The sequence below is a fragment of the Bordetella tumulicola genome, assembly GCF_054779135.1.
Genome location: NZ_BAAGYU010000011.1, coordinates 452240 through 478332 on the forward strand (window position 1 = coordinate 452240; position 26093 = coordinate 478332).

Genomic DNA, 26093 nt, shown 5'->3' on the forward strand with positions numbered 1-26093 from the left:
GTGCGCAATAAATAGCGCGCCACCGGTTGCATATAGTGACGCGCTGAATATGAGTTATTGGGAATGATTTACAATAGCATTCCGCTGACAGGATTATGTCAGCGAAGCTTTGGCCCAAACTTTGCTTGCACACTCGTTTTTTTTGCTAAATCCTCATTTTTCTTGATTTCTAGCCATGACCTCGGTACCGCTCGGCCGTAACGCTTGCCTTCAGAGTGACGCTGCGCCTTTGCTGGATGAACTCGCCTTGCAGCAACGCGCATGCCGTAGCGCGGAGAATTACGCTGTCGTGGCACCTCGTGCCAATCAGCCCGTGTTTGAGGGGCTCGTGGATACGGTGCGGTTGGCGGAGGGGTTGAGTCTGCATCGTGTGGATGCGCGCGATTTGCTCGGTGTTGCTATCCATGCGGATTTACAACCCGGCTTGCGTATTGCGTTGACCGTGGGTGGCAAGGCTGATGTGAGTTATGGCGGCTATCGACTGCTGTTGGGCCCCCGGCCCGGCGGGCGGGCATACGGGGCCATGGTGGCATTGACCGAGTCCACGCCGTTTATGCGGCAGTCCCGTCGCGGAGATATCGAACGCAGCGTTTGCCTGACGCTTAGCGAGTCGTGGTTGCGGCAGCGCCTGGGTGACGCGTTACCTTCGTGCCTGGCCTTTGCGCGTCAACATTTGTCCGTCTATCCCTGGACGGCGCCCGCACAAACGGTCGCATTGGTTCAGCAGATGCTGACCCCGCCCGAACTCGATGAGGCGTTGTGGCGCATGTATCTGGAGTCGCGCTCGCTAGATTTTGTCATTCAGGCATTGACCAGCCTGAGCGGTGCCGTACTGGCGCCTGGCGCCAACGGATTACGTCGGCGCGAGCGCACGCGCATGGAACAAGTGCGCGATCTGCTGGAGAGCGGCCAGGCCGATGAGATGAGCCTGGTGGACATTGCGCGCCATGCGTGCGTCAGCGTCAACACGCTGCAGCGCCATTTCCGGGCCGTTTGGGGCAAGACGGTATTTGCCTATCTGCGTGACGCGCGTCTGGCCCGAGCGCGGATGGCACTCGAGCGCGACGCGATCAGCGTGACACAAGCGGCATTGATGGCGGGCTATTCCAGCCCGGCGAACTTTGCCACGGCGTTCCGGCAGCAGTACGGCATACCGCCGGGACACGCGGGGCGCCGGCGGGCGACGGATTAGCCGGCGACGCGAAAGCGCTCGGCGTCGTCCATGAAGGTTTTTTCACCAAATCCGCCTTCGTTCGAGCCAAAGGGCATCTGCGCACGCAGTTTCCAACTGGCCGGGACGTTCCATTCGGCGGCGACGGCGGCGTCGATCAGCGGATTGTAGTGTTGCAGGCTGGCGCCGACGTCATTCGTGGCGAGCGCTGTCCATACTGCCAACTGGGCCATGCCACTCGCTTGTTCCGACCAGACCGGAAAATTGTCGGCGTACAGCGCGAATTTTTCTTGCAGGCTGCGCACGACGTCCTGATCTTCGTAGAACAAGACCGTACCTACTCCGGCGGCGAAGCTATTGAGCTTGGCTTCGGTGTTTTCAAAGCCCTCGGCGGGCGCAACCTTACGCACTTCATCGATCGCGATTTGCCACACTTTCTGACTTTCGGCGCCAAACAGAATGACCGCTCGCGAGCTCTGTGAGTTAAACGAGGAGGGGGTCTGTTTGATCGCTGCCTGGATCAGGGCGGTCAGTTCTTCTGGCGAGGCGGACAGATTCCGGCCCAACGCATATTGCGTGCGGCGTTGTTTCAGCGTATCGATAAAAGCGTGGTTCATGAGTATGGCTTCCGATGAGTAGATAGATGGATTCAAGTACGAGGAAATTCTACTGTTGCATTGCATCAAAGTCACCGATTCAGGGCCCGAAAAGTGCCTTTTCGGGCGGAACAGATTGTTCTGTTTATGGTGTTAATCGTTTGTTTTTAGTTCTAAATAAAACGATATCGGCCGTGGGCTTCCCGTAAAATGGCGCCTGATATGGACAAAATGCGACTCGACAAATGGCTGTGGGCGGCGCGCTTTTACAAGACCCGCAGCTTGGCCTCTCAGGAAATTGGCAAAGGGCGGGTCCTGGTCAATGACCAGACCGCCAAGCCGGCACGCGAGATCACCGTGGGTGATCGGGTGAGCGTGCGCAAAGAAGACCCGTCTATTCAGGTACAGGTACGAGCCGTCAGCGCTGTTCGCGGCCCCGCGCCCGTGGCGCGCTTGCTGTACGAGGAAACTCCCGAAAGCATTGCCGCGCGCGAACGGGCGGTGGAAATGCGCCGTCTGGCGCCCGAGCCCGCGCAGGACATCGCAGCGGGCCGCCCCACCAAACGTGATCGCCGCCTGATTGATCAGATGCGTGGCAAATAAAGCGCAGGGGCAAAAGACCGTTTGACCAAAAAGTTTAAGTAATGGCCCGGATCGGAGCGCCGGTTATGGTAGCATTCGAATCCCTGACGAGAACGGCTCTTTTTTCGGCGGTTTATGGTCAGGCACAAGCAGTACATTTCGGGGCGTAGCGCAGCCTGGTAGCGCATCTGCTTTGGGAGCAGAGGGTCGCGAGTTCGAATCCCGCCGCCCCGACCAATGAAAGCAAAGGGCTTACAGATTTCGGTCTGTAGGCCTTTTTTATTTATTTGTGGATGGCGATGCAGATGTCGTGCTCGCGCAGATGTTTGCCTCGTCGTGGCCACTGCCAGGCGCAGGTAAAAATCGGCTTTGCGTATTTGATCACGATGCCGCCTCGGCAATGCTGGCGATGAACGCCTTGGCGGCGTCTGGCATGATGCGTCCCGCCAGCGTCTGTACTTCGAAGTGACGTTCGTTCATTTCGCGGTCTCGTAGCGGCACCGCGACGATCCTGCCCCATCGAAGCCGGTCTCGGATCGCCAGTTCGCCACAGAAGGCGATGCCACCGCCGACGCTGGCAAAACCGACCAGCGCGTCGATGCTGCGGCTGGTGAAGGCCGGTTCGCAATGCAGTTGCTGACGGCTACAGCTGATGTCGATCAGTTGGCGCAGCGTGGAATCGGGGCTGGGCAGAGCCAGGGGATGGGCGATCAGCTGGCGCAGCGACAGGTCGCGTCGACCTGCCAGCGAATGATCGACGGCAAGTATCGCCCGGACCGGCGCCGGGACGCGGACTTCTACCCGAATGTCCCGCTGCGACGTCAGGCTGAGTGTCACGCCGATGTCGGCCGAACCGTCGCGGATCCGCTGAGGGATCTCTTGTTGCGAACACACGTCGAGCGAAAAGCGGATGCCCGAAAAATGATGTCGGAACCGGGCGATGGCAGCGGGGACGAATTCCGACGCATAGCCTTCCGTGCTGACGATGCGCACATGGCCATGTCGCAGGCCGCGCAGCGCCAGGATGTCTCCTGCCACGCGTTCGACGTCCTGCTGCATGTGCTTGGCGTGCGCGGCCAGCAGTTCGCCGGCGGCATTAGGCGTCATGCCTCGGGCTTGTCGTTCGAACAACAGCGTATCGAGCTCGCGCTCCATCCGGGCGATCTGGCGGCTCACGGCCGATGGGGCGACGTCCAGGCGAGCCGCGGCCGCGCTGACCGAGCCGGTGCGCACCACTTCTAAAAAGTAGCGTAGCGAGATTTCCTGCAGGACGCGGAGATTCATGGTGGGCGTATAGGTTTGCGGAAAACGCAACGAAGCATTCTATTCGTTGATATTGCTAGAAAGCGAGGACGAAGTCTAGGATGTGGGCATTTCGTGCGCCGACGGTGATTACCACAGCCATGTTTCGATGCAACGATTCCTGAGCCGCGGGCGCGTCTCGCGGCCGGTTCCCAGGCGCCGCCAGACGCGCCCGTTTTCCACCATCTCACATTGAGCACCGCCATGAAAACCTCGTTTCTTGCAGTCAGTCTCGCCCTTGCCAGCGCTGTCGGTGTTGTTGCTCCCACTGCGGCCCAAGACGCCTATCCCAGCCGCCCGTTGACGCTGGTCGTGCCCTTTCCGCCAGGAGGAGCTACGGATGTGCTGGGCCGCATGGTGGCGCAGAAGCTGGGGCAGGAGTTGGGCGGCACGGTAGTGGTGGAAAACCGCGCCGGCGCGGGCACGGTGATCGGCGCCAGCTTCGTCGCCAAGGCTGCGCCGGACGGCTATACGCTGCTGGTCAGTTCGGGCACCACCTTTACGGTGAATCCGGCGATCCGGAGCAACCTGCCGTATGACCCCGTCAAGAGCTTCGAACCCATCGGCATCGTGGCCCGCACCGGGCTGGCGCTGCTGGCCAATCCCAAGGTGCCGGTCAAGGACCTGAAGGAGTTCGTGGCCTATGCCAACGATCCCGCGAACAACCAGCCGCCCTATGGCTCCTTCGGCACCGGCACCACGGCGCACTTCGTGGGCGAAGCCTTCATGGCGGCCGCGAAGCTGAAGATGACGCACGTACCCTACAAGGGCAGTTCGCCCGCGATGACCGACCTGATTGGTGGCCAGATTCCGTTCTCGGTGGACACGGTGGCCGCCGCGCTGCCGCAGAGCAAGCAGGGCAAGGTGCGCGTGCTGGCCGTTTCCAGCCCCAAGCGCTCGGGTTTCCTGCCGGATGTGCCGACGTTCGCCGAGCAGGGCTATCCCTCGGTAGCGATGGATACGTGGCTGATGGTGGCCGCGCCGCGCGGCCTGCCGGCCCATGTAAAGAGCCGGCTGGAGCAGGCGCTGCGCGCCACCGTCGAATCGCCCGAAGTGAAGAAGAGCCTGGAAGCCCAGGGCTTCGAGGCGGCCTTTACGAGCGCCGCCGACGGCGAGGCGCTGATCCAGCAGGAATTGCCGCTGATGAGAGAGGTCGCGCAGCGCGCGAATATCAAGATCGATTGAAGGAAAGGAGAACGACGATGGCATTGGACGACACCCTGGTATCCCTGACGGCCGTGGAGTTGCGGCGCATGATAGGCGCGCGGCAGCTTTCGCCGGTGGAGTTGCTGGAGGCCTGCATCGCACGTATCGATGCCGTCAATCCGTATGTGAACGCGGTGACTGCCACTGCCTACGAGCGAGCCAGGGCAGAGGCGCGAGCCGCGGAACGCGCCGTGATGGCGGGCGAGCCGCTCGGGTTGCTGCATGGTTTGCCGATGGGCGTGAAGGACCTGGAGCCCACGGCCGGCGTGCTGACGACCTACGGCTCGGCGCTGTATCGCGGCTACGTGCCCGAAGAGGATGTCGAGCTGGTGGCGCGCCTGCGGCGTGCCGGGGCCATCGTTACCGCCAAGACCAACGTGCCGGAGATGGGCGCGGGCGCCAATTCACGCAATACGGTGTGGGGCGCAACAGGAAATCCTTTCGACCCCAACCTGAACGCCGGCGGCTCGTCGGGGGGCTCCGCCGCCGCTCTGGCCTGCGACATGCTGCCCATATGTACCGGGTCCGACACTGGCGGTTCGCTACGCATCCCCGCATCCAAGTGCGGCGTGGTGGGCTTCCGGCCGTCGCCTGGTATCGTGCCCAGTGCGCGCAAGCCGTTGGGCTGGACACCGATCTCCGTGGTCGGGCCGATGGGACGCACGGTGGCGGACGCTTGCCTGCAGATGGCCGCGTCGGCCGGGCCGCATGCCGGCGATCCTCTCAGCTATCCGCTGGATCCGCTGCAGTTCCTGCATCCGGGCGTAGCGGACTTGGGGTCGCTGCGGGTGGCCTACACCGAAGACTTTGGTTGCTGCGCCGTGGATGATGGCATTCGTACCGTGTTCAAGGAGAAGATCGCCGCTATGCGGCATCTGTTCGCGGCTTGCGATCCGATCGAGCTGGACCTGGGCGACGCCCATCGCTGCTTTGACGTGCTGCGGGCGGAGGCTTTCGTGGCGGGCATGCGCGATGCCTACGAAAAGGATCCTTCAAGCTTGGGGCCCAACACCCGGGCCAATTTCGAAATGGGCGCGGCCATGAGCCTGAAGGACTGCGCCTGGGCGCAGGCTGAGCAGACCCGCCTGATCAAGCGCTTCCAGCGTGCCTATGACGACTACGACCTGATTCTCTCGCCTACCACGCCGGTCTCGCCATTCCCCTGGACGCAGTTGTATGCCGACACTATCAACGGCGTCGCGCAGGAGAACTACTACCGCTGGCTGGCGCTCACGTACGTTGTCACGCTGACGACGCATCCGGCGTTGACACTGCCCTGCGGGCGCGATGCGCAGGGCAAGCCTTTCGGCCTGCAAATCGTGGGGTGCTTCCGGGGCGACCGGGACGTGCTGGCGGCGGCCCAGGCGATGGAGCAGGCCTTTGCCGGTATAGAAGCCCTGCGGCGTCCGCGCCCGGATCTGGCCGCCCTGCGAGCGGCGGAACCTGCCTTGACCTCTATCGTGACCACCCCGCCGCAATGGCAGGGCAGCGGTCGGGCGGGGATGGTGTCGGCCGTGTAGCAGGCGTCGGTTTGTTGCACCCGGGTCGCGCACTGCGGTGTTTCGCAATTTATTCTCACACCGCGAGTACCCTGCCGGGCGCTTCAGAGCGGTTAGTCAGATTGCTCCCTCACTCAGCTTCGATGCCTGCTGTCTTTATGATTTGTCCCCAGCGTTCCAGTTCGGACAACTGAAAAGCTTGCAATTGTTCGGGCGTCGATAGTTCGACTTCCATTCCCGCCTGCTCTACAACCTGGCGTACGGAAGGCTTTTCCAATGCGTGCTTTACCAGTTCGTTCAGGCGCTTGATGACGGGCTCGGGCGTGTTCGCCGGTGCGTATAACGCGTTCCAGAACCCGAACTCGTAGCCTGGCAGCGAGTCCGCGATGACAGGCACCTCGGGAACGAGGGCCAAGCTTGTCGGGCTGCTGACGCCCAACGCTCGCAACTTCTCGCCTTTCACTTGCGGCAGGCTTGTGGCTAGATCAACGATCATCAGATCGGTTTGTCCCGCTACCAAGTCCAGAACCGCAGGCGGATTGGCCCTATAGGGCACATAGTTGAAACGCGTGCCGGTCATTTGTTGGAAGAGTTCTGTGGCGACGCGGGCCGACGAGCTGCCCGAACCGTAGTTCAGCTTGCCCGGCTCTTTTTTGGCCAGTGCTATCAGCTCCGCCATGGTGTTGGCCTTGACCTGGGGGTTAACGACGAGAAGCTGGTACCCCTTGGTCAACATCGAGACTGGCGCAAAGTCCTTCATGGGGTCATAAGAGAGCTTCTTCATTAAGTGCGGATTGGCCGACTGCGTGGTGTTCGTCGTGATGAAGACCGTATAGCCGTCCGGCTGCGAACGCGCTACATACTGGGCCGCGATGCTACCGAATGCGCCCGCGCGATTTTCCACCACGACCGCTTCTCCGGTCTCTTGAGTTATTTCCTGAGCGATGGCGCGAGCTAGCCCATCTGTAGCGCTGCCGGCGGACGAACCCACCACAATGTTGATGGGCTGAGTGGGAAAGCTCTCGGCGTGTACGGTAGCAGCAAGCGCGAGGCAGGTGGCGAGACCCAGGAGGGGGCGACGAATAAGCATAATTTGTCTCGATTTTTTGTAGAAAAAATAAATAAGCGATAGCTGATTACGAGACCAGCGACCATCCTTGCATTAGGGCGTCAAGTTGATGGCGCTGTGCATCTTGCAGCGGCCAAGCCGACGGCGCACGGGTGGCGCCGCAGTCATTACCCATGATCTGAAGCGCGGTCTTGACGACGGTGACGTTAGTTCCGTTATTTTCTTGCGCACGCAATTCTTCGAAAGGCAGCATTTCCTCGATGAGGCGCATGGCTTGGCCGTAGTCGGACTTCTCCAGCGCGTTGTAGATGGCTACAGAGCGTTCCGGCATGACGTTGATCAGCCCAGACGTGAACCCTCGCGCACCTACCGCGCACAATGGCGGCGCCCATACTTCAGCCAGGCCACCCACCCAGGCAAGCCCGAGGTCAGCGGTGCGGCGTATGGCTTCGGCGAGAATCAGCGGGGTTGGCGAGGCCCATTTCACACCGATAACTTCTGGAATACGGCACAGTTCCTCTACCGCGGCCAGGCCGATGTTCTCGTTGCGAAGATAGAGCACCAGCGGTAGGCCCTCGGCTGCGTCGGCAATCTGACGCACGTAGCGCACCACGCCGCGAGGGGCGACAAAGGGATCCGGCGGCTGGTGCACCATCAATGCATCCGCGCCCGCTTTACGAGAGGCGCGAGCCAACGAGCAGGCCTCATGCACGCTGCGGCCAACGCCGGCAAGCAACGGCACCCGGCGATCGACGGTCTCGGCAGCGATGTTGACCATCTGCTCGGCCTCTATTGCCTGCAGGCCATAAAATTCACTGGTGTTGCCGTTGGCGACTAAGACATGTACGCCCGCTTCGACGGCCCGATCCACAATAGGTTTTAGCGGCGCCCCAATGATGCGGTCGTCAGCGTCGAAAGGTGTTACCAAAATACCCGAAATGCCGTTCAGGGCCGTGCGTAACGCGGCACCTTGAAAATGGCTCATGCTTCTCTCCAGAGGAACGAGTGTCAGAACCTGCTACTCTAAAAGTCGCTTAAGCTCGCGTCCAATCCGAACATAGAATCACGCAATTCAAAATCCGCATCGCCATGTTTCAACTGACCCATCTCCGCTGTTTCGTTGCGGTCGCTACCGAATTACATTTTGGACGAGCGGCCAAACTTCTGAACATGACCCAGCCACCGCTGACTCGGCAAATTCAACTCTTGGAGCATGAGTTGGGTGTCACGCTCTTGGAGCGTGCTGGTGGAACAGTTCGGTTGACACATGCCGGGACCGTGTTTCAACGGGAAGCCGAGGACATCCTGCGACGCAGCCAGGCAGCCACTCTCGCCGCCCGTCGTGCGCTGCGTGCAGACGCCGGTAGTGTGACCGTCGGCTTCATTCCGGCGGCGTGTTTTACGCTGCTGCCACGGTTATTCAGTGCGATCAAATCTGCGCTACCGTGCATCCATGTTCTTTTGCGAGAGATGCAGACTGCGGACCAAATTGAGGCCATTGGCGCGGACCGCATCGAACTAGGGATAGTCCGACCATTTGCCCCACGCAGCTTCACGGACAGCAGCGTACTGATCCGTGAGCCTTTTGTTCTCGCATTACACCGTCATCATCCATTTGCACAAGCAAAAACGGTTCCCCTCGCGTCCCTGGAAGGCCAGCCCTTCATCGAGTTTTGCCCTTCTGAGTCTCGTTACCTGTACGAGGTGGTTGCTGGACGCTTGCGCACTCAAGGCGTGGTGCCGCTGACCGTACAGATATTGAGTCATACGCACTCCATCCTCTCGCTGGTAGATGCCGGAATAGGGTTGGCTCTCGTTCCACAGTCCTCAATGCGGTTAGGGTATCAAGATGTTGTTTTCAGGCCATTGGACGACGCCACGGGGCTCACTGTGGAGCTCCACTTAGCGTGGCGGGCTGGCTCACAGCATCCCGTAACGAATGAGCTTCGGTCAGTGATTCAAGGTACGTTTCACGTCGACTGACGATCAGATTTGTCACGGTCGCCGCGAAGAACAATCGTGCTTTGGGTGCCGGGACCGATTCGACGACGAGGCACAACTGTTGCGCACGCCATACGACAACGAAAAATTAAGATGGCTCACCGAGCGGCTAAGTGTCGCGAATCGCGCGGCATGGGACTTGCTAGCGTCCGATGCTCTGATGAACCTACCGTCCTATTATCTGTGCCGAACCATTCCGAAACTGATCGATCGTCCCTATCCACCCGATTTTTGAGATCGGCGGAGAAATGTCGAACGATCATCGAGGCTGACGCCGTTCGGCTGTCTTTGCAGACGGTCGTTGCGGTGGTGCTCGTTTATGTGTGGATGCGATGGCAGGCGCTGCCCGAGATCGCCTGGGGTGCGTTCTCAGCGCTATTCGTTGTGCGAGCCAGCGTCGAAGGAACCATCGGAGAAGCCTCGGCACGTATTCTTGGTGCTTTGATCGGGGTGGTGCTCGGTGTGTCCCTGGTACTCGTGGCTAATGCCGCCGGGGTTGGCCCGACATGGCGTATCACGGCAGGCGTAGGGGCAGCAGCCTATCTGTCGATGCGGTGGCCCATGCTGAGCTACAGTCTGGTCACGGTTACCATATTGACCGTGATGCCTGACAACGACATTTTGGGCGGTGCTATTCACAAGGGCGTAGCCATTCTCATCGGATCTGCCTCGGGCATTCTGGCCGCCGCCGCCGTTCTGCCGCTGTCGGCCCGGCGCAGCGTACGCATGAACCTGGCGGCGTCAATCGAGGCCTATGGCGAAATGCTCGTCGACTGGGTGTCCACATTCAACGACGCACGTGAGCATCCGCCGCTGCACGAGCCTCCGGTTATGAAGCGGACACGTGGACAGGCGCGCGACATGGCCGCGCAAGCGTGTTCTTTCCCGCTGGACATGGTGTATTCACATGCGTCGGTTGATCGCTTGCAGAATCGGATTGAAAGCCTTTGGCGTACCGCGCCGCTGATGGAGCGAACGGGAAACTTCGTGCTCTCGCACCGTCTTTGTGCTTGCCTCAGTCCTGCGCTGGAGGAAGTGGCGCAGGCGCTCAAGCAGCAGCTCGGCGACTTGGCGGACGCGCTGCGAAAGCGGGATGCTGCGCCATCGCGTCACAGACTGGACGCCTCTCTGAAGGGGTTGGACGACGCTATTGAAGAAGCCGTGCGCACTAGGGGCTGTGATGCGTCCGAAAGGGACGCGATCGGCGTGATTCGCTGGGTATGGCACGAGGTAGCACGGGAAGTGCACGCGCTGGACGACTACCTGAATCAAGGTCGCACCGGTTCTGGTCCGGCACGGTAAAGGCGTAGCGGGCGTGAGGGGCACATCGCGTATAACCTCCCCCGACGTCCTATTTCGTTGGTCCCGTGACCAGCAAGCCTACGGCTGTAGGCCGCTTTGACGCGCTAAGAAGTGCTCCACGATTGCGCACAAAGCGAATTCGGCGCTCGCCTCGCGGATGCGGTTGCGGTCGCCGCTGAAGCGTTTTGTCGCCGTGTATACAGTAGGGTGGGCATCGGCAGGTCCATTTTTAAAAACCCACGCATAGCACTGCGTGCCGCTTGGAACGCTGCCGTCTGTGTCATCGGTAACTCCCGTATTCGCAACGGCGACATTGGCAGGGCTTTTACGAGCCGCGCCAAGTGCCATCTCGCGTGCCACGGCTTCGCTAGTCAGATTATGGGCCGCTAGCGTCGACTGAGGCACGCCGAGACAGCGTTTCTTTGCATCGACGGAGTACACGACGAATGCACAGTCCAATAGGCTGCCCGCACCAGGTACGTCGGCGAGCGTCGCGGATATCAGACCAGCGGTGCATGACTCGGCCGTCACCAGCGTCAGATTGTGCTCACGCATGAATGTAGCGACTTGTTCGATGGCGTTCATCTGGGTTCTCCCATGTGTGGTACGCAGCCAGCAAGTTTCGGACCTACGGCGCGTGGCGTTGCGCGAGGCGGCAGGCGCCGGTCAGGCTTGGGTCGGGTACACTTTTTTCCTTCGTAACAATCAAGCGCCGATATTCAACGCGCATTTTTGGGGTCCGCCATGTTGTCGTTCAAATTTAAGTCGATCTCTTTTGGAAAACCAGTGGCGCTTGTCATGGGGTCGGTCTTGGCGATGGGTGCGGGGCTAGCCTGCGCGCAACAGAATTCCGCCGCGCTGGTTGGATTCAGCGGTCAGATGCACGCTGCCGCCGAATTTTGCGGGGATTACACCGCGACTCAGCTCGACGAAATGAAAGCCCAACAAAAGGCCACGTCCGCCGGCATGGGGGTTGCCTCGGCCGAGTTCGATACCGTTTTTTCCTCGGCCTACGACGGTGCCAAAAAGAAACTCGCTCAACTCAGCGCCGCAGAGAAGGAAAAGACCTGCGCGGAATTGAAAGCGATGTCCGCGGCTCGATAGCCGTCTTGGCGGGGGCCGAAGGCTCCCCCGGGGAATCCTGTCCCGAGGGGCCCGGATTTCCCCTATTTGTTGTCCTCCAGCTCAGGTGTCTGACTGGTCATTTCAAAATCGACCGGCGGCTTGTGCTAATCTGCTTTTTGCCAGACGCGTAGCATTACCCCCGCGCGCGATCCGGTGGCAGTCAAGTGCGCGGTTACCTCCTGCATTTGGCTTTTGCAAAGCAAGAACGCAAGACACAATCAAGCGTGGAGACAAACATCATGAGCCAGTATGGCCCACTAAAACTGCATGTCCCCGAGCCCACCGGGCGTCCGGGTTGCAAGACTGATTTCTCGTACCTGTCCCTTTCGCCTGCCGGCGAAGTCCCCAAACCCCCTATTGATGTGACCGCTATCGATACCGGCGATCTGGCGTATCGGCTGGTACGCGTGATCGACGACGAAGGGCAGGCGCGTGGTCCCTGGGCGCCGCAGTTGGACGCCGACACGTTGCATGCCGGGATGCGCGCGATGTTGAAGACGCGCATTTTCGACGCCCGCATGCTGACGGCACAGCGGCAAAAGAAGATCTCCTTCTATATGCAAAGCCTGGGCGAAGAGGCCATCGGTACGGCGCATGCACTGGCCCTGGAGCAGGGCGACATGTGTTTCCCGACCTATCGCCAGCAGAGCATTTTGCTCACGCGCGACGTGTCGCTGGTCGAGCTGATGTGCCAGTTGATGTCCAATGAGCGTGACCCGCTCAAGGGGCGCCAGTTACCTGTGATGTACTCCAAGCGTGAGGCGGGTTTTTTCACAATCTCGGGCAACCTGGCGACGCAGTTTATTCAGGCGGTGGGCTGGGCGATGGCGTCGGCGATCAAGGGTGATACGCGGATCGCTTCCGCGTGGATCGGCGACGGCGCAACAGCTGAGGCGGATTTTCATACGGCCTTGACCTTTGCCCATGTATATCGCGCGCCGGTGATTTTGAACGTGGTGAATAACCAGTGGGCGATTTCGACGTTTCAGGCGATTGCCGGCGGCGAGGGTACGACGTTTGCGGGGCGTGGCGTCGGCTGCGGGATTGCGTCGTTGCGTGTGGATGGCAATGATTTCCTGGCCGTCTACGCCGCGTCGCACTGGGCGGCCGAGCGTGCGCGCCGCAATCTGGGGCCGACCTTGATCGAGTGGGTGACGTATCGGGCAGGCCCGCACTCTACGTCGGACGATCCCACCAAATACCGGCCTGGCGATGACTGGAGTCATTTCCCCTTGGGCGATCCGATTGCCCGGTTCAAAAAACATTTGATCAGTCTGGGGATCTGGTCGGACGCTCAGCATGATGCGTTGAAAGCCGAGCTCGAAGCTGAAATCCTGGCCGCCCAAAAAGAGGCCGAGAATTTTGGCACGATGGTCGGTGGGCATGTGCCGAGTGCCGCCAGTATTTTTGAAGATGTCTACGAAGACATGCCGGAACATTTGCGCCGGCAGCGCCAAGAGCTGGGGGTCTGATCTTGACGAACGATAAACATATGGGTCCGGCGACGACGTCGATGACCATGATTCAGGCATTGCGCTCCGCCATGGATGTCATGCTGGAACGCGACGACAACGTGGTGGTGTTCGGCCAGGACGTAGGCTATTTTGGGGGTGTGTTTCGCTGCACTGAGGGCCTGCAGACCAAGTATGGAGCTTCCCGCGTTTTTGACGCGCCGATTTCCGAAGGCGGTATTGTGGGTGTTGCGGTCGGCATGGGGGCCTATGGCCTGCGGCCCATCTGCGAGATTCAGTTTGCCGATTATTTCTATCCGGCATCGGATCAGATCGTCTCAGAGGCCGCGCGGCTGCGTTACCGTTCCGTGGGCGAGTTTATTGCGCCGATGACGATCCGCATGCCCTGCGGCGGCGGGATCTACGGTGGACAAACGCACAGCCAAAGCCCCGAGGCGATGTTCACGCAGGTTTGCGGTTTGCGTACCGTGTTGCCGTCCAATCCGTACGACGCCAAGGGCTTGTTGATCGCGGCGATCGAAAGCAATGATCCCGTGATCTTTCTGGAGCCCAAGCGTTTGTATAACGGCCCCTTTGATGGCCATCATGATCGTCCCGTGACGCCTTGGACCAAGCATCCTGCCAGCCAGGTGCCCACGGGCTATTACACGGTGCCACTCGGGGCGGCCTCGATTGTGCGGCCGGGTGACGCGCTGACGGTATTGACCTACGGCACCACAGTGCACGTGTCGCTGGCCGCCGCCGAGGAAACCGGGCTGGATGCCGAGGTCATCGACCTGCGCACGCTGTGGCCGCTGGATCTCGACACGATCGTGGACTCGGTGCGCAAGACGGGACGCTGCGTCGTGGTGCACGAAGCCACGCGTACTTGCGGCTTTGGGGCCGAGTTGATTTCGTTGGTGCAAGAGCATTGCTTTCATCATCTGGAAGCACCTATCGAGCGTGTGACGGGTTGGGATACACCCTATCCGCATGCACAAGAGTGGGCGTATTTTCCAGGGCCAGCCCGCGTGGGCGCGGCGTTCCGACGCGTGATGGAGGCATGACATGGGAATTCATATCATCAAGATGCCCGACATCGGCGAAGGGATTGCCGAAGTCGAATTAGTCGCCTGGCATGTCAAGGTGGGCGACACCGTGGCCGAGGATCAACCCTTGGCCGACGTCATGACCGACAAGGCGACGGTCGAGATTCCATCACCCGTGGTGGGTAAAGTGATGGCGCTGGGCGGTAATGTCGGCGACGTCATGGCCGTCGGTGGCGAGTTGATTCGGCTAGAGGTCGAGGGTGCGGGTAATTACAAAGGTGATGTCGCATCGGGGCCGCCAGGTCAGCCGACTGCCGCCACGACGGGCGCCGCATCTGCATCGACGGCCGAGGCGCTGACAGAGGGCGGGGCCTCCCCGGCAATTGCCGGCACGCGTGCGGCGGATCCGGTCGCGAAAGACGTCGACGCAAATGCGAAGGCAGGTGCTGCAAACCCGGATACGCGCAGTGGCGCCGCCACATCGGCACCGGGCCAGTCAAACGCCACGCATTCGTATGCTGCAACGAGATCGGCTGCGCGGCAGCCCGCGCAGCCACGCCAGCCTGGCGAGCGGCCCTTGGCCTCGCCCGCCGTACGCAAACGTGCCTGGGACCTGGGTATCGAATTGCGCTATGTGCAGGGCTCGGGCCCCGCGGGCCGCATCCTGCATGAGGACCTGGACGCCTATGTGCAAGGGCAAGGCGCCGCGCCGTCGACGCTGTCATCCGGTTATCGCGAACGTCACGACGAGGAGCAAATCCCCGTGGTGGGCTTGCGTCGCAAGATCGCGCAAAAGATGCAAGAGTCCAAGCGCCGTATTCCGCATTTCAGTTACGTCGAGGAAATCGACGTTACCGAGATCGAGGACCTGCGTGCGCAACTCAATCGCAAGTTTGGCGAATCGCGTGGCAAGCTGACATTACTGCCGTTGCTCGCGCGCGCGATGGTCATTGCCTTACGCGACTTTCCGCAAATCAACGCGCGCTATGACGACGACGCAGGCGTGGTAACTCGTTATGGGGCCGTGCATCTGGGCGTGGCCACGCAGACGGACGCGGGTTTGATCGTGCCTGTGTTGCGTCATGCCGAGACGCTCGATATCTGGTCGATCGCACAAGAGATCGCACGCCTGGCTCAAGCTGTGCGCAGTGGCAAGGCCGAGCGCGATGCGTTGAGTGGATCGACGATCACGCTAACGAGCCTGGGCGCCCTGGGCGGGATTGTCAGTACGCCCGTCATCAATCATCCCGAGGTGGGGATCGTGGGCGTCAACCGTATCGTTGAACGACCGGCGATCCGGCAAGGGGTCGTCGTCCCTCGTAAATTGATGAATCTTTCCTCGTCGTTCGATCACCGCGTGGTAGACGGCATGGATGCGGCCCAGTTTATTCAGGCGGTGCGTGCGCTGCTCGAACAGCCCGCATTACTCTTCGTGGAGACGCCATGAGCGAGACGTTGAATACAACCCTGTTGGTGATCGGTGGCGGGCCGGGTGGCTACGTGGCCGCGATCCGCGCAGGTCAATTGGGGGTGCCCACGATTATCGTCGAGGGCGATCAACCCGGTGGTACGTGCTTGAACATTGGCTGCATTCCGTCCAAGGCGTTGATTCATGCCGCTGGCGAATTCGAGCGGGCACGCGAGTATGCCGACGCGTCGCCACTGGGTATTTCGGTACAAGCGCCAGCCATCGATATCAGCCAGACCGTGGCCTGGAAAGATGGCATCGTCAGCCGATTGACGGGCGGCGTGACAGCCTTGCTCAAGAAAAACGGCGTGCAGCTGGTACGCGGCTGGGCGCGTGTGCTCGACGGTAAAACCGTTGAGGTCGATACCGAACAAGGCGTTCAGCGTATCGAGTGCGAACATCTCCTGTTGGCCGCTGGATCAGAGCCCATGCCGTTGCCATCGATGCCGTTTGGCGGCCGGGTGATTTCGTCGACGCAGGCCTTGTCCCCATCTCGAATTCCCGACCGATTGGTCGTCGTCGGGGGCGGTTATATCGGGCTGGAGCTTGGCACCGTTTATCGCAAATTGGGCGCCGAGGTGACGGTGGTCGAGGCCCAGGATCGCATTTTGCCAACCTACGATGCCGAATTGACCAAGCCGGTGGCCACCGCGTTGACCCGCATGGGGATTGTGCTGTCTCTGGAACGTAAAGTCCTCGGGCTCACGGCGGCCGGAGATGGCGTGCGCGTGCAGGATGCCTCGGGGCTCGAGACGGTGTTGCCGGCAGACCAAGTATTGCTGGCCATTGGGCGTCGGCCCCGTACACAAGGGTGGGGCCTGGAAAGCCTGCACCTGGATCGTGCCGGCAATGCGCTGCGGATTGACGATCAGTGCCGCACCTCAATGCGTAATGTCTGGGCGATTGGCGATATCGCCGGCGAGCCTATGCTGGCACATCGTGCGATGGCGCAAGGCGAAATGGTCGCGGAAGTAGTGGCGGGGCAACGACGTCGTTTTACGCCCGCCGCGATTCCCGCCGTGTGCTTTACCGACCCGGAGATTGTTACCGCCGGACTGGCTCCCCAGCAGGCTCAGGGGGCGGGGCTGGATTGCCTGGTAGGTCTGTTTCCGTTCGCCGCCAATGGTCGTGCCATGACGCTGGAGTCCACCGAGGGGTTTGTACGTGTAGTGGCGCGCCGTGACAATCATCTGATCGTGGGTTGGCAAGCGGTGGGACGTGGCGTATCCGAGCTGTCGGCGGCGTTTGGGCAGTCACTGGAAATGGGTGCGCGGCTGGAAGATGTCGCGGGGTCGATTCATGCGCATCCCACTCTCGGCGAAGCCATACAAGAAGCCGCATTGCGCGCGTTGGGTCACGCCCTGCATATTTAAGGGCATGTCACCCGGCGCGTCGCTTCAGATGATCGTCGACAATGTCGCGGGCACGGTGGGTAATGCCGTCCCGTGGCGCGGTGGGCGGCAGGCCTTGGCCTGCCGCTCGAGGCAGGTTTGGGCGGACGGCGCAACTAAGGGATTTTTCATGCAGTCTTTTCTTGATCATATTGCCGTCGCGGCGGCAGACCTGGATAGCGGCGTTCGTTTTGTTGAACAGGCCTTGGGCGTGACGCTACAGCCCGGCGGACAGCATCCGCGGATGGGCACACACAACAGATTGCTGCGGCTGGGACCCGACATCTATCTGGAAGTCATCGCGGTCGACCCCGATGCAGCCACGCCGCAACGAGCACGCTGGTTTGAACTGGATCAGATCACGCCGCAATCGCCGCCGCGCCTGGCGACGTGGGTTGTGCGCACTGACGATATCATTGCCGCTCAGGCGGCGTGTCCCTGGGACACGGGTCCGATCGAGGCCATGACGCGAGGGGCGTTGGCCTGGCGCATTACGATCCCTGATGATGGCAGTCTGCCGGACGGTGGCGCGACACCGACCTTGATTCAATGGGATGCCACACCGCATCCGGCGACGGTGCTTGAGGATATGGGCTGCCAGCTTCAGGCGCTGGAGGTCTTTCACCCCCATGTCGACCAGATGCGCAGCGCACTGGATACGTTGAATTTTGCCGGCAACGTGCAGCTGCATGCTTTGCCAGCCGGCGCGCCACCGCACTTGTTGGCGCACATTCGTACGCCGCAGGGGCTACGGACGTTGCCGGCTGGTTTTTCGTATTAGGTGTTGCCGGTCTCGCGCAGCACAGCGTTGCACAGATCGGCACACGCGATCACTTGGCTTGGATATTGGCGTTTTTGACGATCGTTTCGTAGGTCTTGAGGTCGGCAGCGATTTGCTTGCCGAATTCCTCCGGCGTATTGCCGGATGCGGTAATGCCTAGCCCGGCCAGTCGCTCTTGCGTGTCGGGCGCATGCACAACCTCATTGATCGCGCCTTGCAACTTGGCGATGATGTCCGTCGGAGTTTTGGCGGGAGCCAGGATCCCGACCCACGAGTTGACGACGAAATCCTTGACGCCGGATTCCGCGGCGGTAGGCACATCGGGGAGCGAGGCGAGTCGTTTGTCCGTGCTGACAATGATCGCTTTGAGTTGCTTGCGTTCGACATAGGGATAGGCACCCGCGACTGCGGTGTACAACAGTGGCAGCGTGCCACCCACGACATCGGCCATGGCCTGACCGCCACCCTTGTAGGGGATGTGCACCAAATTGATTCCCGTACGCTCGCGCAGCAGTTCGCCCGCCAGGTGAGGCGTACTGCCTACCCCGGCGCTGCCATACGACACACCGTTGGGTTGTGTTTTGGAGTAGGCGATCAACTCTTCAAATGTATTGACGGGAAGCTTCGGATTGGCCACGAGGATCAACGCGGCATCGCCGATTTTGCTAACCGGTGCCAGATCTTTCAACGTGTCAAAAGGAATATTCTTGCTCACGTGCGGGTTGATGACCAATGTGCCATCAAAGCCCACGACCAGGGTGTACCCATCCGGTTCGGCCTGGGCCGCCATTTGCGTGCCGATGTTGCCCGAGGCACCCGGCTTGTTGTCGACGATGATTTGCTGGCCCAGTTTTTGACCGAGCTTGTCGGCAACGATGCGAGCCCCCGTATCCGTGACGCCGCCGGGCGAGAACGGCACAATGAGACGGATGGGTTTCGACGGATATTGCGCGGCGGTTTCTGCGGCATGCGTTGCCGGGCTGATGAACGCGAGCGCGGCGCATAGGGGGGCCAGGGCGCGGCGCAGCAGACGCGAATGCATCGAGGCGGGGTGAGAGTGGGGCATGGTCAATGTCTCCTGCTTTATGTTGTTTTGAGTCGTGTTTTATTGGTTGTCTTACAGGGTGCTTCGCTTGGCGTGTTGGCGCCTTAACCAGGCGATACTGCGTCCGCCCAGCGCCTTGCCTAGTTGTGCTTCGGCAAAATCGATCGCCTGCAACAAGCCAGGGATCGAAATGTTTGTTTTGAAACCGCTACGCTCGGCCATCAGTACCAGGTCTTCGGTGGCCGCATTGCCTGCCGCACCGGGGGCAAAGGGACAGCCGCCGATGCCTCCCACGCTGGCATCAAAGCGTCGAACACCTGCCTGTATCGCGGCCCAGGCATTGGCGCTGGCCATGCCGCGCGTGTCATGAAAATGTGCAGCCAGTTTATGCAGGGGCAGTGTCTTGCCCAATGCTTCAAAATGGCTCTTGACCATGCCCGGCGAAGCAGAGCCGATGGTGTCGGCGATGACGATTTCTTGGGCGCCCGCCCGGTTCATGCGCTCGGCCAGATCCACTACGGTTTCCAACCGCGTCGGCCCTTCGAAGGGGCAGTCAAAGGCCACGGCCACGTAGGCGCGCGTACGCAGGCCGAGTTCATGTGCGGCGTGCAGGGTTTCTTCGCAGACGGCCGTCGCACGTGCCAGGTCCATATTGATGTTCTTTTCGTTCATCGTTTGGGTGGCTGACAAGACGACCGCTACTTCGCGCGCGCCGGCAGCGTGTGCGCGTTCCAGGCCCTTTTGATTGGGAACCAGGGCCGACACGCGCAGTTCGGGGTGTTGGCGATTGACGCCGGCAATCACGTCGGCGGCGTCCGCCATTTGCGGGACGGCTTTGGGCGACACAAAACTGGTGGCCTCGATGCTGGCGACGCCCGCTTCGTGCAATAACTGGATCAGTTTCAGTTTGGCCTCGGTCGACACCGGAACCTGCTGGTTTTGCAGGCCATCACGCGGGGCGACATCCGTAATGATCAGGGTATCCGTGGACATGATGGGCTCCTGATCAGGCAATCGCGCCGGCATCGCGCAGGGCGGCGAGGCGTTCGCTGTCGTAGCCGGCCAGCTCGCCCAGTACGCTGTCCGTGTGTTCCCCCAACGTGGGCGGGGCGCTAAAGGTTTCGGGGGACGCGGCAGAGAGTTTGATGGGATTGCCGGGCATCTGGATCGTCTCTCCGGATTTCAGTGGGACGTCTACAACCATGTCGCGTGCGCGCACTTGCGTGTCGTTCAGCGCTTGCTCGAAATTGTTGACGGGGCCGCACGGTATGCGCGCCGCGGACAGTTTCTCCAACCAATATGCCGTGGGCTGTTTGCGGAACTCGGCACTGATCGTGGCGTCAATTTCCGCTTTCGCTGCGAAACGACCGGGTTGCCGGTCGTATTCGGGTTTGCGCAGGCTGGGCTGGTCGATAAATTCCAGAAAACGCTGCCAGAAGGGATCGCCGATGCATGCCACGATGACGTAGCCGTCCTGCGTCGGATAGCTGTTATAAGGCACGTGCACAAAATGGCCGTTGCCGATGCCCTCGGGCACGATGCCCGACATCAGTTGCATGGTCGCCATGTAGTTCAGGAGCGAGATCTGGCAGTCGAGCATCGAGACGTCGACATGCTGACCGCGTCCGGTGCGCGTACGCTCGGCCAGCGCCGCCAGGACCCCCATGGCGCCAAACACGCCACCGCCCAGATCCCCGATCGGAATTCCGCTGCGAGTGGGGCCGGTTTCGGGGGTGCCGGTGATTGACATGCCGCCCCCCATCGCCTGCACGACCTGATCAAAGGCGGGGCGTTTCGTGTTGGGCCCCGTACTGCCAAAGCCCGTGACCGAGCACGTGATAATGCCCGGGTTGATTTCCGACAGCGCGGCATAATCGATGCCCAGTCGTTGTGTGACACCGACGCCGAAGTTATCGAACACCACATCGGCGTTGCGCACCAAGTCTTTAAACACCGCGAGGCCGTCGGCGCTTTTCAGGTCGATGCATACGCTGTGCTTATTACGGTTTAGCGTGAGGTAATAGGCGCCCATGCCGTCGCGGGAATAGTCGGGATCATGTTCCAGCAAGCGGCGCGTGCCCTCGCCACTGACGGGTGGCTCGATTTTGATGGTGCGTGCGCCCATGTCGGCCAGCAGCATGGTGCCGTAGGGGCCCGAGAGCATGTGAGTCAAATCCAGCACGGTAATGTGTTCGAGCGCCAAGGCGAGTCTCCGAGGTATGGCGTAAAACTTCTTATATAGCAAACTACGTGCCAGATGTTCCGGGTTTATAAGTTATTGAATTTAATAGAGGTTTATTTCCTTTGTTTGATATTTTCGTTTCATGAGACATAATTGAAACGTTCTGATGTCTCGCTGAAACGTTATCAACTGCCATGAGCTACCCCAACTCGACTCCCCGCGCCGATTTACCGCGTTTGTGTTTTGTCAGCTACCGAAAGATCCGGGAGTTCGCCATGCCGGTCGTGGCCGAGTACACCGGCCGTGCCCAGATCGAGGTCGTGGATGGCACCTTTGGAGGGGCGCTTGCCATTGCCCAGGATCGACTCGACCGCGGCTTGGTGGATGCGTTTGTCAGTGCCGGGTCTAACGCCAGCATTCTGCGGGCGGGCCTGCAGGCGCCGGTGGCCACGATCCAGTTGGGCGGCTTTGACATTCTGCAGGCCCTGATTCAGGCACGGCGGATCGCGGATCGGGTGGGTGTGGTGATGTACGGGCGCACGATTCCAGAGTTGGACGCCGTGAAAGACCTGCTGAATATCGAGATTGTGCAGCAGGCCTATCAAACGCCCGACGACGCGCGCCAGCGATTCGAGCAACTCCGCCGCGAGAACTTCCAGGTCATCGTGGGCTCCAGTCTGGTGGTCGAGCTGGCGGAGCAGGCCGGTTTGCACGGTTTGCTGGCATATTCGCTGACCAGTGTGCGCAAAGGCATTGACGATGCGATCGAACTGGCCCGGGTTGCGCGTCTGGAGGCCGGCCGCTACGAGCAGCTCAATGGCGTGTTGCATAGCTTGCAAGACGCCGTGCTTGCCGTGGACCGCGAGCATCGCATTATTGCTCTGAATCCGCCGATGCAGCGATTGCTGGAGTTGGATACCGATGCGTTGAAAGAAAAACCGCTGGATCAATTGCGCCCAGAGCTGACACTGCGTGCCACGCTGGACACCGGTCAGCAAGAAAGCGCCGGCTTGCAGCGCTTGGGCGGGAGAGACTGGGTGGTCAACCGTACGGCCATTCGCGAGCGCGGCGTCATTGTGGGGGCGGCGCTCACGCTCTATGACGCAGGCCGTATCCATGAGGCCGACACAAGCCTGCGGGTGCAACAGCGTCGTCGGCAAAACACGGCGAAATACCAGTTTGATGAACTGATCGGCCAAAGCCCGGACTTTTTACGGGCGGTACAGGCCGCGCGCCGTTACGCACAGACCGACTTAACGGTGTTGATCGCGGGCGAGAGCGGTGTGGGCAAAGAGCTCTTTGCACAAGCAATCCATAACGAAAGCCGGCGTGCGGATCGGCCGTTTGTGGCGGTGAACTGCGCCTCTTTCCCCGAGTCCTTGCTGGAAAGCGAGCTGTTTGGCTACGAAGAGGGCGCGTTTACGGGCTCTCGACGTGGCGGTAAACACGGCTTGTTCGAGGCCGCGCATACCGGGACGTTGTTCCTGGATGAAATCGGCGATATGCCATTGCCCTTGCAAAGCCGCCTGCTGCGCGTGCTGCAAGAACGCGAAATCACGCGTGTCGGTGCGACCTCGGCCATCCCCGTTGACGTGCGCATCATCGCTGCCACGCATCAACCGCTGCACGACATGATTGGCCAGCGACGCTTTCGGCAAGACCTGTATTACCGCATTAATACCTTGCGTCTGGCGTTGCCTGCGCTGCGTGACCGGGTCGAGGATATCGGGCCGCTTTTGCAGGCCCTGGTGAGCCGTTGCCTTGAGCGCCTGGGGGCAAACATCGACGGCCACACTGCCGACCTCATTGCGCCGTGGTTGCCGCAAATCAAGCGCTATCGTTGGCCAGGGAATGTACGCGAACTGGAAAACATCAGCGAACGAATCGCCGTGTTTCTATCGCAGTATGCGCATCCCGACGAGATCGATTATCACGCGTTGCGGCATGACTGCCCGGAGCTTTTTAGCGATGCATCGATGGTGGACGCCGATACGGACGGAGCATCATTGCATACGCGTGCCATGCAGGCGCTGGAGGCGTGCGGTGGCAATCGTCAACAGGCGGCGCGCCGCCTGGGCGTCAGTCGCTCGACCCTGTGGCGCTGGATGAACGGTCCGCTCAATGCGCCAGCTTCGGTGTCGCCATCAACGTGAAACCTTGCACGGGCAAGCGCAGCGCAATAACGGCAGCCGCCAGCAAAATAGCCCCCGAGGTACCAAAGGCCACCCAGTGCGTGCCGAAGGTTTCGTAACCCCACCCACCCAGCCAAGAGCTGATCATCGCCCCGACCTGATGGCCCAGATAGGCGCTGCCATACAGCACGCCGACGATGCGCACGCCATAGATGTCAGCCAGAATGGCCGATGACATTGCGATACTGCCTGCCCACACCAGGCCGCCGATGGCGGCCGTGATATAGAGCTCCCAATGAGAGCCGACCACCATGAGCGCAAAAAAACCCAGGCCGCGGATCAAATAAATCACGGCCAAAATTTTTCGTCGTGGCAGCACGTCCGAGAGACGGCCCATCACCAGGGTGCTGAAAATCGCGACTAATCCAATCAAACCGATGCCCAGCGAACTCGTCTTGGCGTCATACCCGTGGTCCATCAGCATGGGCATGCCGTGTGTGCCAAGCAGGTTCATGCTAAAGCCGCAGGCAAAGAGTCCCAGGGTGATCTTCCAGAAGGGCGCCGTGCGGATGGCCTCGCGAAAGCTCAGGCTTTGAGCCGGCGCGGCGCGGCGGTTGCTGGGTTTGGATGCGATATCTTCGGGCCTCAGGTCCGCATGTTCAGGCGCCTGGTCACGAATCACGTATAGCGCAATAGGAACCGTGATCGCCGTAAACACCACCGCAAAGCCCAGCAGCGTCGTTTGCCAACTGGTCGCTTCGATGGCGAAGGTCAGTACCGGGGTCATGATGGCGATCCCGGCCATGGATCCGGTCGACAAAAAGAACAACGCCATGCCGCGTTGTCGTGTGAACCACTGGGTCAATACCGGCGTCAGGGTGACAGGACTGGTAAAGCCCAATCCGATAGACAGCAGCACACCGAAAGAGAAAAAGAAGCTGATCGGGTCGCGCGCATTGACGCTCCAGATGATCGACCCGATCACGATGGCGGTGCCCAGAAGCAAGACAAAACGCGTACTGAAGCGGGCCACCATCATGCCGGCCAGTGGCATGGCCAGTCCGTAACACAGCATGCCGATGGCCACGATGCCCGACAGCAGGCTGCGGCTAAAACCCAAGTCTTGCGCAATGGGCAGAAAAAATGGGCCTACGCCCATGCGCATGCCCACTGTCAGCAAAGTCAGCAGGGTGGCCGCCGCAACGATGTTCCACCCAAAATACCAACTTCCTATCTGTGTCCTGGCCAACATCGTCTCCGTATTCTGTCAGTGGCCCGCCTTAAAGGCGATTAGCCTGAACGGGATTGTCGACGATTTCAGGCAAGCGTGCTTGAAGGCGTACGAATATCGAACTTTTCGAGCGTCGTGGTTCCAGTGGCGAGCCAACAGCAGTTAGCCCGCCATCGCCATGTCAAGGCACCAGTGACAAGCCAATGCGGAATTGCGACTCATTGCGCTGGTTGTAGCCCAACAACGTTTCCCCATACCCGTTGAAATACTGCAGGTGCAAGTAGCCGTTCATATTTAGCCACGTGCGCTTGAGCGGCCAGGCAAAATCGATCTGCGTCGCGCGATGACGGCTCGCGCCCTGGCGATACATGGCGGAGACGACGGCGCCGTTATCTTGCGCCCAGCGTAGATTCCAGTCCACGTTCCCGGCATAGTCCCGGTAGTCCGAGTTCTCGTCCTCGACTGCAAAATAGGCTTTTATCTTGGGTGCGAATGTCAGCGTGCTGCCGCTTGCAAAGCGGTAGTTGAGGGCCGGCTGCACATACGCATCATTGAGTGAACGCGAATCTTCGCCGTCCTTGCCGTTTGACATATGCTCAATCCCGGTATTGAGCCCCACGCGCCACTGTTGGTCATCCGAGCTCCAGATATTCTCGGACAGCCAGAACAGACTAGGATTGAACGTCGTGTCGATGAACGGCATCGAGTCGTCTTCCAGATCCCATAAGGACTGTTGTGTATAGCCAATGTAGAAATTCTGCCCAAAGGTGGGCGCGCGGCCGCTCGTCGGGTTGAACAAGCGATATTTGGCGCTGATCTGAAAGCGCGCCGTGGTGGTGCCACGCGTGCCGATATCAAAGTAGATCGGCTGGTACTCAGAGAGCGCGCCGCGGAACGCATCGAACGCGGTCGGCTGATTTCCCAGGTGCGCAGTGGCCGCCGCGTCAGGCGACGGCCCCCCATCGGGCATTGCGCCGGTCGCGGTGACGGCGGCCACGGGTAGCGGTTCGCCCGTGCTGGCGTCGACCACCGGACTCTGCGCGGGGGTGCTGGCCAGCGTGCCGGTTTCCCGGCCGGTGACATCCAGCGCCATCATGGTGGGCTCGCCCTCGACGGACAGCGCTTGCAGACCCATGGCGTCACGCGGCACCACCGTGCTCCAGGCCACGCGGGCAAAATTGTTCACGGGAACGTTCAGGGGCGCCTGCTCGCTGGCCAGGGTCGCCACGCTGCGGATGACCGAACCGTTTGCGCTGCGCCACTGTACGACTAGTTGATTAGGCGGCCGCCAGTGGGTGGCCACATTTCCATCGTTGAATAGGACAGCCTGGATTTGGACTGTTTCGCCCGGCGCGGCCGAAGGCCGTTCCAGTTGATAGGTAATCCCTGCTGTCGCCGGCATGGCGGCGGCGAGCAAGGTTGCCAAAACCAGGGGGCGTAGCACGGGAGACAACGGGGTAGGGATATCCGGGAACATGATCGAGAAACGATATAACGACGAGGCACTGTA

At 60.6% G+C, this 26093-nt stretch carries 24 protein-coding genes and 1 tRNA gene; 14 read left to right on the forward strand and 11 right to left on the reverse strand.

Features of this window, described 5'->3' with window-relative positions; all coding sequences use genetic code 11:
- Positions 1–175: 175 nt before the first annotated feature.
- On the forward strand, positions 176–1192 hold the full coding sequence (locus ACYVDM_RS24300; protein ID WP_415792546.1) for a helix-turn-helix transcriptional regulator: 1017 nt from the start codon (positions 176–178) through the stop codon (positions 1190–1192).
- On the opposite strand, the gene ACYVDM_RS24305 is transcribed toward ACYVDM_RS24300, so the two are convergent.
- A complete protein-coding gene (locus ACYVDM_RS24305) occupies positions 1189–1788 on the reverse strand; it encodes a nitroreductase family protein (RefSeq protein WP_415792548.1) in 600 nt (199 codons plus the stop codon). The genes ACYVDM_RS24300 and ACYVDM_RS24305 overlap by 4 nt on opposite strands.
- Before the next feature lie 201 nt (positions 1789–1989).
- On the opposite strand from ACYVDM_RS24305, the gene ACYVDM_RS24310 reads away from it, so the two are divergent.
- Both ACYVDM_RS24310 and ACYVDM_RS24315 read left to right on the forward strand, forming a co-directional pair.
- Complete coding sequence (locus tag ACYVDM_RS24310) at positions 1990–2370, forward strand: RNA-binding S4 domain-containing protein (protein WP_415792549.1); 381 nt, start codon at positions 1990–1992, stop codon at positions 2368–2370.
- Positions 2371–2509: 139 nt separating this feature from the next.
- Positions 2510–2586 (forward strand) — tRNA-Pro (locus tag ACYVDM_RS24315).
- A 144-nt stretch (positions 2587–2730) separates the two neighbouring features.
- On the opposite strand, the gene ACYVDM_RS24320 is transcribed toward ACYVDM_RS24315, so the two are convergent.
- Positions 2731–3633: a LysR family transcriptional regulator gene (locus ACYVDM_RS24320; RefSeq protein WP_415792550.1), complete on the reverse strand. Its 903-nt coding sequence runs from the start codon at positions 3631–3633 to the stop codon at positions 2731–2733.
- A 222-nt stretch (positions 3634–3855) separates the two neighbouring features.
- Here ACYVDM_RS24320 and ACYVDM_RS24325 point away from each other — a divergent pair, with 222 nt between their 5' ends.
- Both ACYVDM_RS24325 and ACYVDM_RS24330 read left to right on the forward strand, forming a co-directional pair.
- Positions 3856–4836 carry a Bug family tripartite tricarboxylate transporter substrate binding protein gene (locus tag ACYVDM_RS24325; protein ID WP_415792681.1) on the forward strand — a complete coding sequence of 327 codons (981 nt, stop codon included), beginning with the start codon at positions 3856–3858 and terminating at the stop codon, positions 4834–4836.
- A gap of 17 nt (positions 4837–4853) precedes the next feature.
- On the forward strand, positions 4854–6377 hold the full coding sequence (locus tag ACYVDM_RS24330; protein WP_415792551.1) for an amidase: 1524 nt from the start codon (positions 4854–4856) through the stop codon (positions 6375–6377).
- Between the two features lie 109 nt (positions 6378–6486).
- Here ACYVDM_RS24330 and ACYVDM_RS24335 read toward each other — a convergent pair whose 3' ends face one another.
- Together ACYVDM_RS24335 and ACYVDM_RS24340 are read right to left on the reverse strand one after the other, a co-directional pair.
- Positions 6487–7446 carry a Bug family tripartite tricarboxylate transporter substrate binding protein gene (locus tag ACYVDM_RS24335; protein ID WP_415792552.1) on the reverse strand — a complete coding sequence of 320 codons (960 nt, stop codon included), beginning with the start codon at positions 7444–7446 and terminating at the stop codon, positions 6487–6489.
- Between the two features lie 46 nt (positions 7447–7492).
- A complete protein-coding gene (locus ACYVDM_RS24340; protein ID WP_415792553.1) occupies positions 7493–8410 on the reverse strand; it encodes a dihydrodipicolinate synthase family protein in 918 nt (305 codons plus the stop codon).
- 104 nt (positions 8411–8514) lie between these two features.
- Here ACYVDM_RS24340 and ACYVDM_RS24345 point away from each other — a divergent pair, with 104 nt between their 5' ends.
- Positions 8515–9408: a LysR family transcriptional regulator gene (locus ACYVDM_RS24345; RefSeq protein ID WP_415792554.1), complete on the forward strand. Its 894-nt coding sequence runs from the start codon at positions 8515–8517 to the stop codon at positions 9406–9408.
- Between the two features lie 306 nt (positions 9409–9714).
- Complete coding sequence (locus ACYVDM_RS24350) at positions 9715–10728, forward strand: FUSC family protein (protein WP_415792555.1); 1014 nt, start codon at positions 9715–9717, stop codon at positions 10726–10728.
- 78 nt (positions 10729–10806) lie between these two features.
- Here the strand turns inward: ACYVDM_RS24350 and ACYVDM_RS24355 are convergent, their stop codons facing one another.
- Entirely contained in the window at positions 10807–11313 is a 507-nt protein-coding gene (locus ACYVDM_RS24355; RefSeq protein WP_415792556.1) for a CinA family protein, read from the reverse strand.
- Positions 11314–11472: 159 nt separating this feature from the next.
- Between ACYVDM_RS24355 and ACYVDM_RS24360 the strand changes: the two genes are divergently transcribed.
- From ACYVDM_RS24360 to lpdA, 5 genes are all read left to right on the forward strand, one after another.
- On the forward strand, positions 11473–11832 hold the full coding sequence (locus ACYVDM_RS24360; RefSeq protein WP_415792557.1) for a hypothetical protein: 360 nt from the start codon (positions 11473–11475) through the stop codon (positions 11830–11832).
- A 260-nt stretch (positions 11833–12092) separates the two neighbouring features.
- Positions 12093–13325, forward strand: a complete 1233-nt coding sequence (locus ACYVDM_RS24365; RefSeq protein ID WP_415792558.1) for a 3-methyl-2-oxobutanoate dehydrogenase (2-methylpropanoyl-transferring) subunit alpha — start codon at positions 12093–12095, stop codon at positions 13323–13325.
- A 20-nt stretch (positions 13326–13345) separates the two neighbouring features.
- A complete protein-coding gene (locus tag ACYVDM_RS24370) occupies positions 13346–14371 on the forward strand; it encodes an alpha-ketoacid dehydrogenase subunit beta (protein ID WP_415792682.1) in 1026 nt (341 codons plus the stop codon).
- Between the two features lies 1 nt (position 14372).
- Positions 14373–15800 (forward strand): dihydrolipoamide acetyltransferase family protein, encoded by a 1428-nt coding sequence (locus ACYVDM_RS24375; RefSeq protein ID WP_460475483.1) that lies wholly within the window; start codon positions 14373–14375, stop codon positions 15798–15800.
- Positions 15797–17194 (forward strand): dihydrolipoyl dehydrogenase, encoded by a 1398-nt coding sequence (gene lpdA, locus ACYVDM_RS24380; RefSeq protein ID WP_415792560.1) that lies wholly within the window; start codon positions 15797–15799, stop codon positions 17192–17194. Before ACYVDM_RS24375 ends, lpdA begins: the two co-directional genes overlap by 4 nt.
- A gap of 24 nt (positions 17195–17218) precedes the next feature.
- Here the strand turns inward: lpdA and ACYVDM_RS24385 are convergent, their stop codons facing one another.
- Positions 17219–17344 carry a hypothetical protein gene (locus ACYVDM_RS24385; RefSeq protein WP_460475484.1) on the reverse strand — a complete coding sequence of 42 codons (126 nt, stop codon included), beginning with the start codon at positions 17342–17344 and terminating at the stop codon, positions 17219–17221.
- Here ACYVDM_RS24385 and ACYVDM_RS24390 point away from each other — a divergent pair.
- Positions 17343–17993, forward strand: a complete 651-nt coding sequence (locus tag ACYVDM_RS24390) for a VOC family protein (protein ID WP_415792683.1) — start codon at positions 17343–17345, stop codon at positions 17991–17993. The genes ACYVDM_RS24385 and ACYVDM_RS24390 overlap by 2 nt on opposite strands.
- A gap of 49 nt (positions 17994–18042) precedes the next feature.
- Here the strand turns inward: ACYVDM_RS24390 and ACYVDM_RS24395 are convergent, their stop codons facing one another.
- Genes ACYVDM_RS24395 through ACYVDM_RS24405 form a run of 3 tightly spaced genes read right to left on the reverse strand, consistent with a single transcriptional unit; the run spans position 18043 to position 21241 of the window.
- Positions 18043–19059, reverse strand: a complete 1017-nt coding sequence (locus tag ACYVDM_RS24395; RefSeq protein ID WP_415792561.1) for a Bug family tripartite tricarboxylate transporter substrate binding protein — start codon at positions 19057–19059, stop codon at positions 18043–18045.
- A 51-nt stretch (positions 19060–19110) separates the two neighbouring features.
- Positions 19111–20031 (reverse strand): hydroxymethylglutaryl-CoA lyase, encoded by a 921-nt coding sequence (locus ACYVDM_RS24400; protein ID WP_415792562.1) that lies wholly within the window; start codon positions 20029–20031, stop codon positions 19111–19113.
- Between the two features lie 13 nt (positions 20032–20044).
- Positions 20045–21241 carry a CaiB/BaiF CoA transferase family protein gene (locus ACYVDM_RS24405; protein WP_415792563.1) on the reverse strand — a complete coding sequence of 399 codons (1197 nt, stop codon included), beginning with the start codon at positions 21239–21241 and terminating at the stop codon, positions 20045–20047.
- Between the two features lie 173 nt (positions 21242–21414).
- On the opposite strand from ACYVDM_RS24405, the gene prpR reads away from it, so the two are divergent.
- The gene (gene prpR, locus ACYVDM_RS24410; RefSeq protein ID WP_460475485.1) at positions 21415–23373 is read left to right on the forward strand and encodes a propionate catabolism operon regulatory protein PrpR; all 1959 of its coding nucleotides are present in this window, start codon (positions 21415–21417) and stop codon (positions 23371–23373) included.
- On the opposite strand, the gene ACYVDM_RS24415 is transcribed toward prpR, so the two are convergent.
- Together ACYVDM_RS24415 and ACYVDM_RS24420 are read right to left on the reverse strand one after the other, a co-directional pair.
- On the reverse strand, positions 23339–24604 hold the full coding sequence (locus ACYVDM_RS24415) for an MFS transporter (protein WP_415792565.1): 1266 nt from the start codon (positions 24602–24604) through the stop codon (positions 23339–23341). The genes prpR and ACYVDM_RS24415 overlap by 35 nt on opposite strands.
- A gap of 160 nt (positions 24605–24764) precedes the next feature.
- Positions 24765–26060 carry a phospholipase A gene (locus ACYVDM_RS24420; protein WP_415792566.1) on the reverse strand — a complete coding sequence of 432 codons (1296 nt, stop codon included), beginning with the start codon at positions 26058–26060 and terminating at the stop codon, positions 24765–24767.
- Positions 26061–26093: the final 33 nt, after the last annotated feature.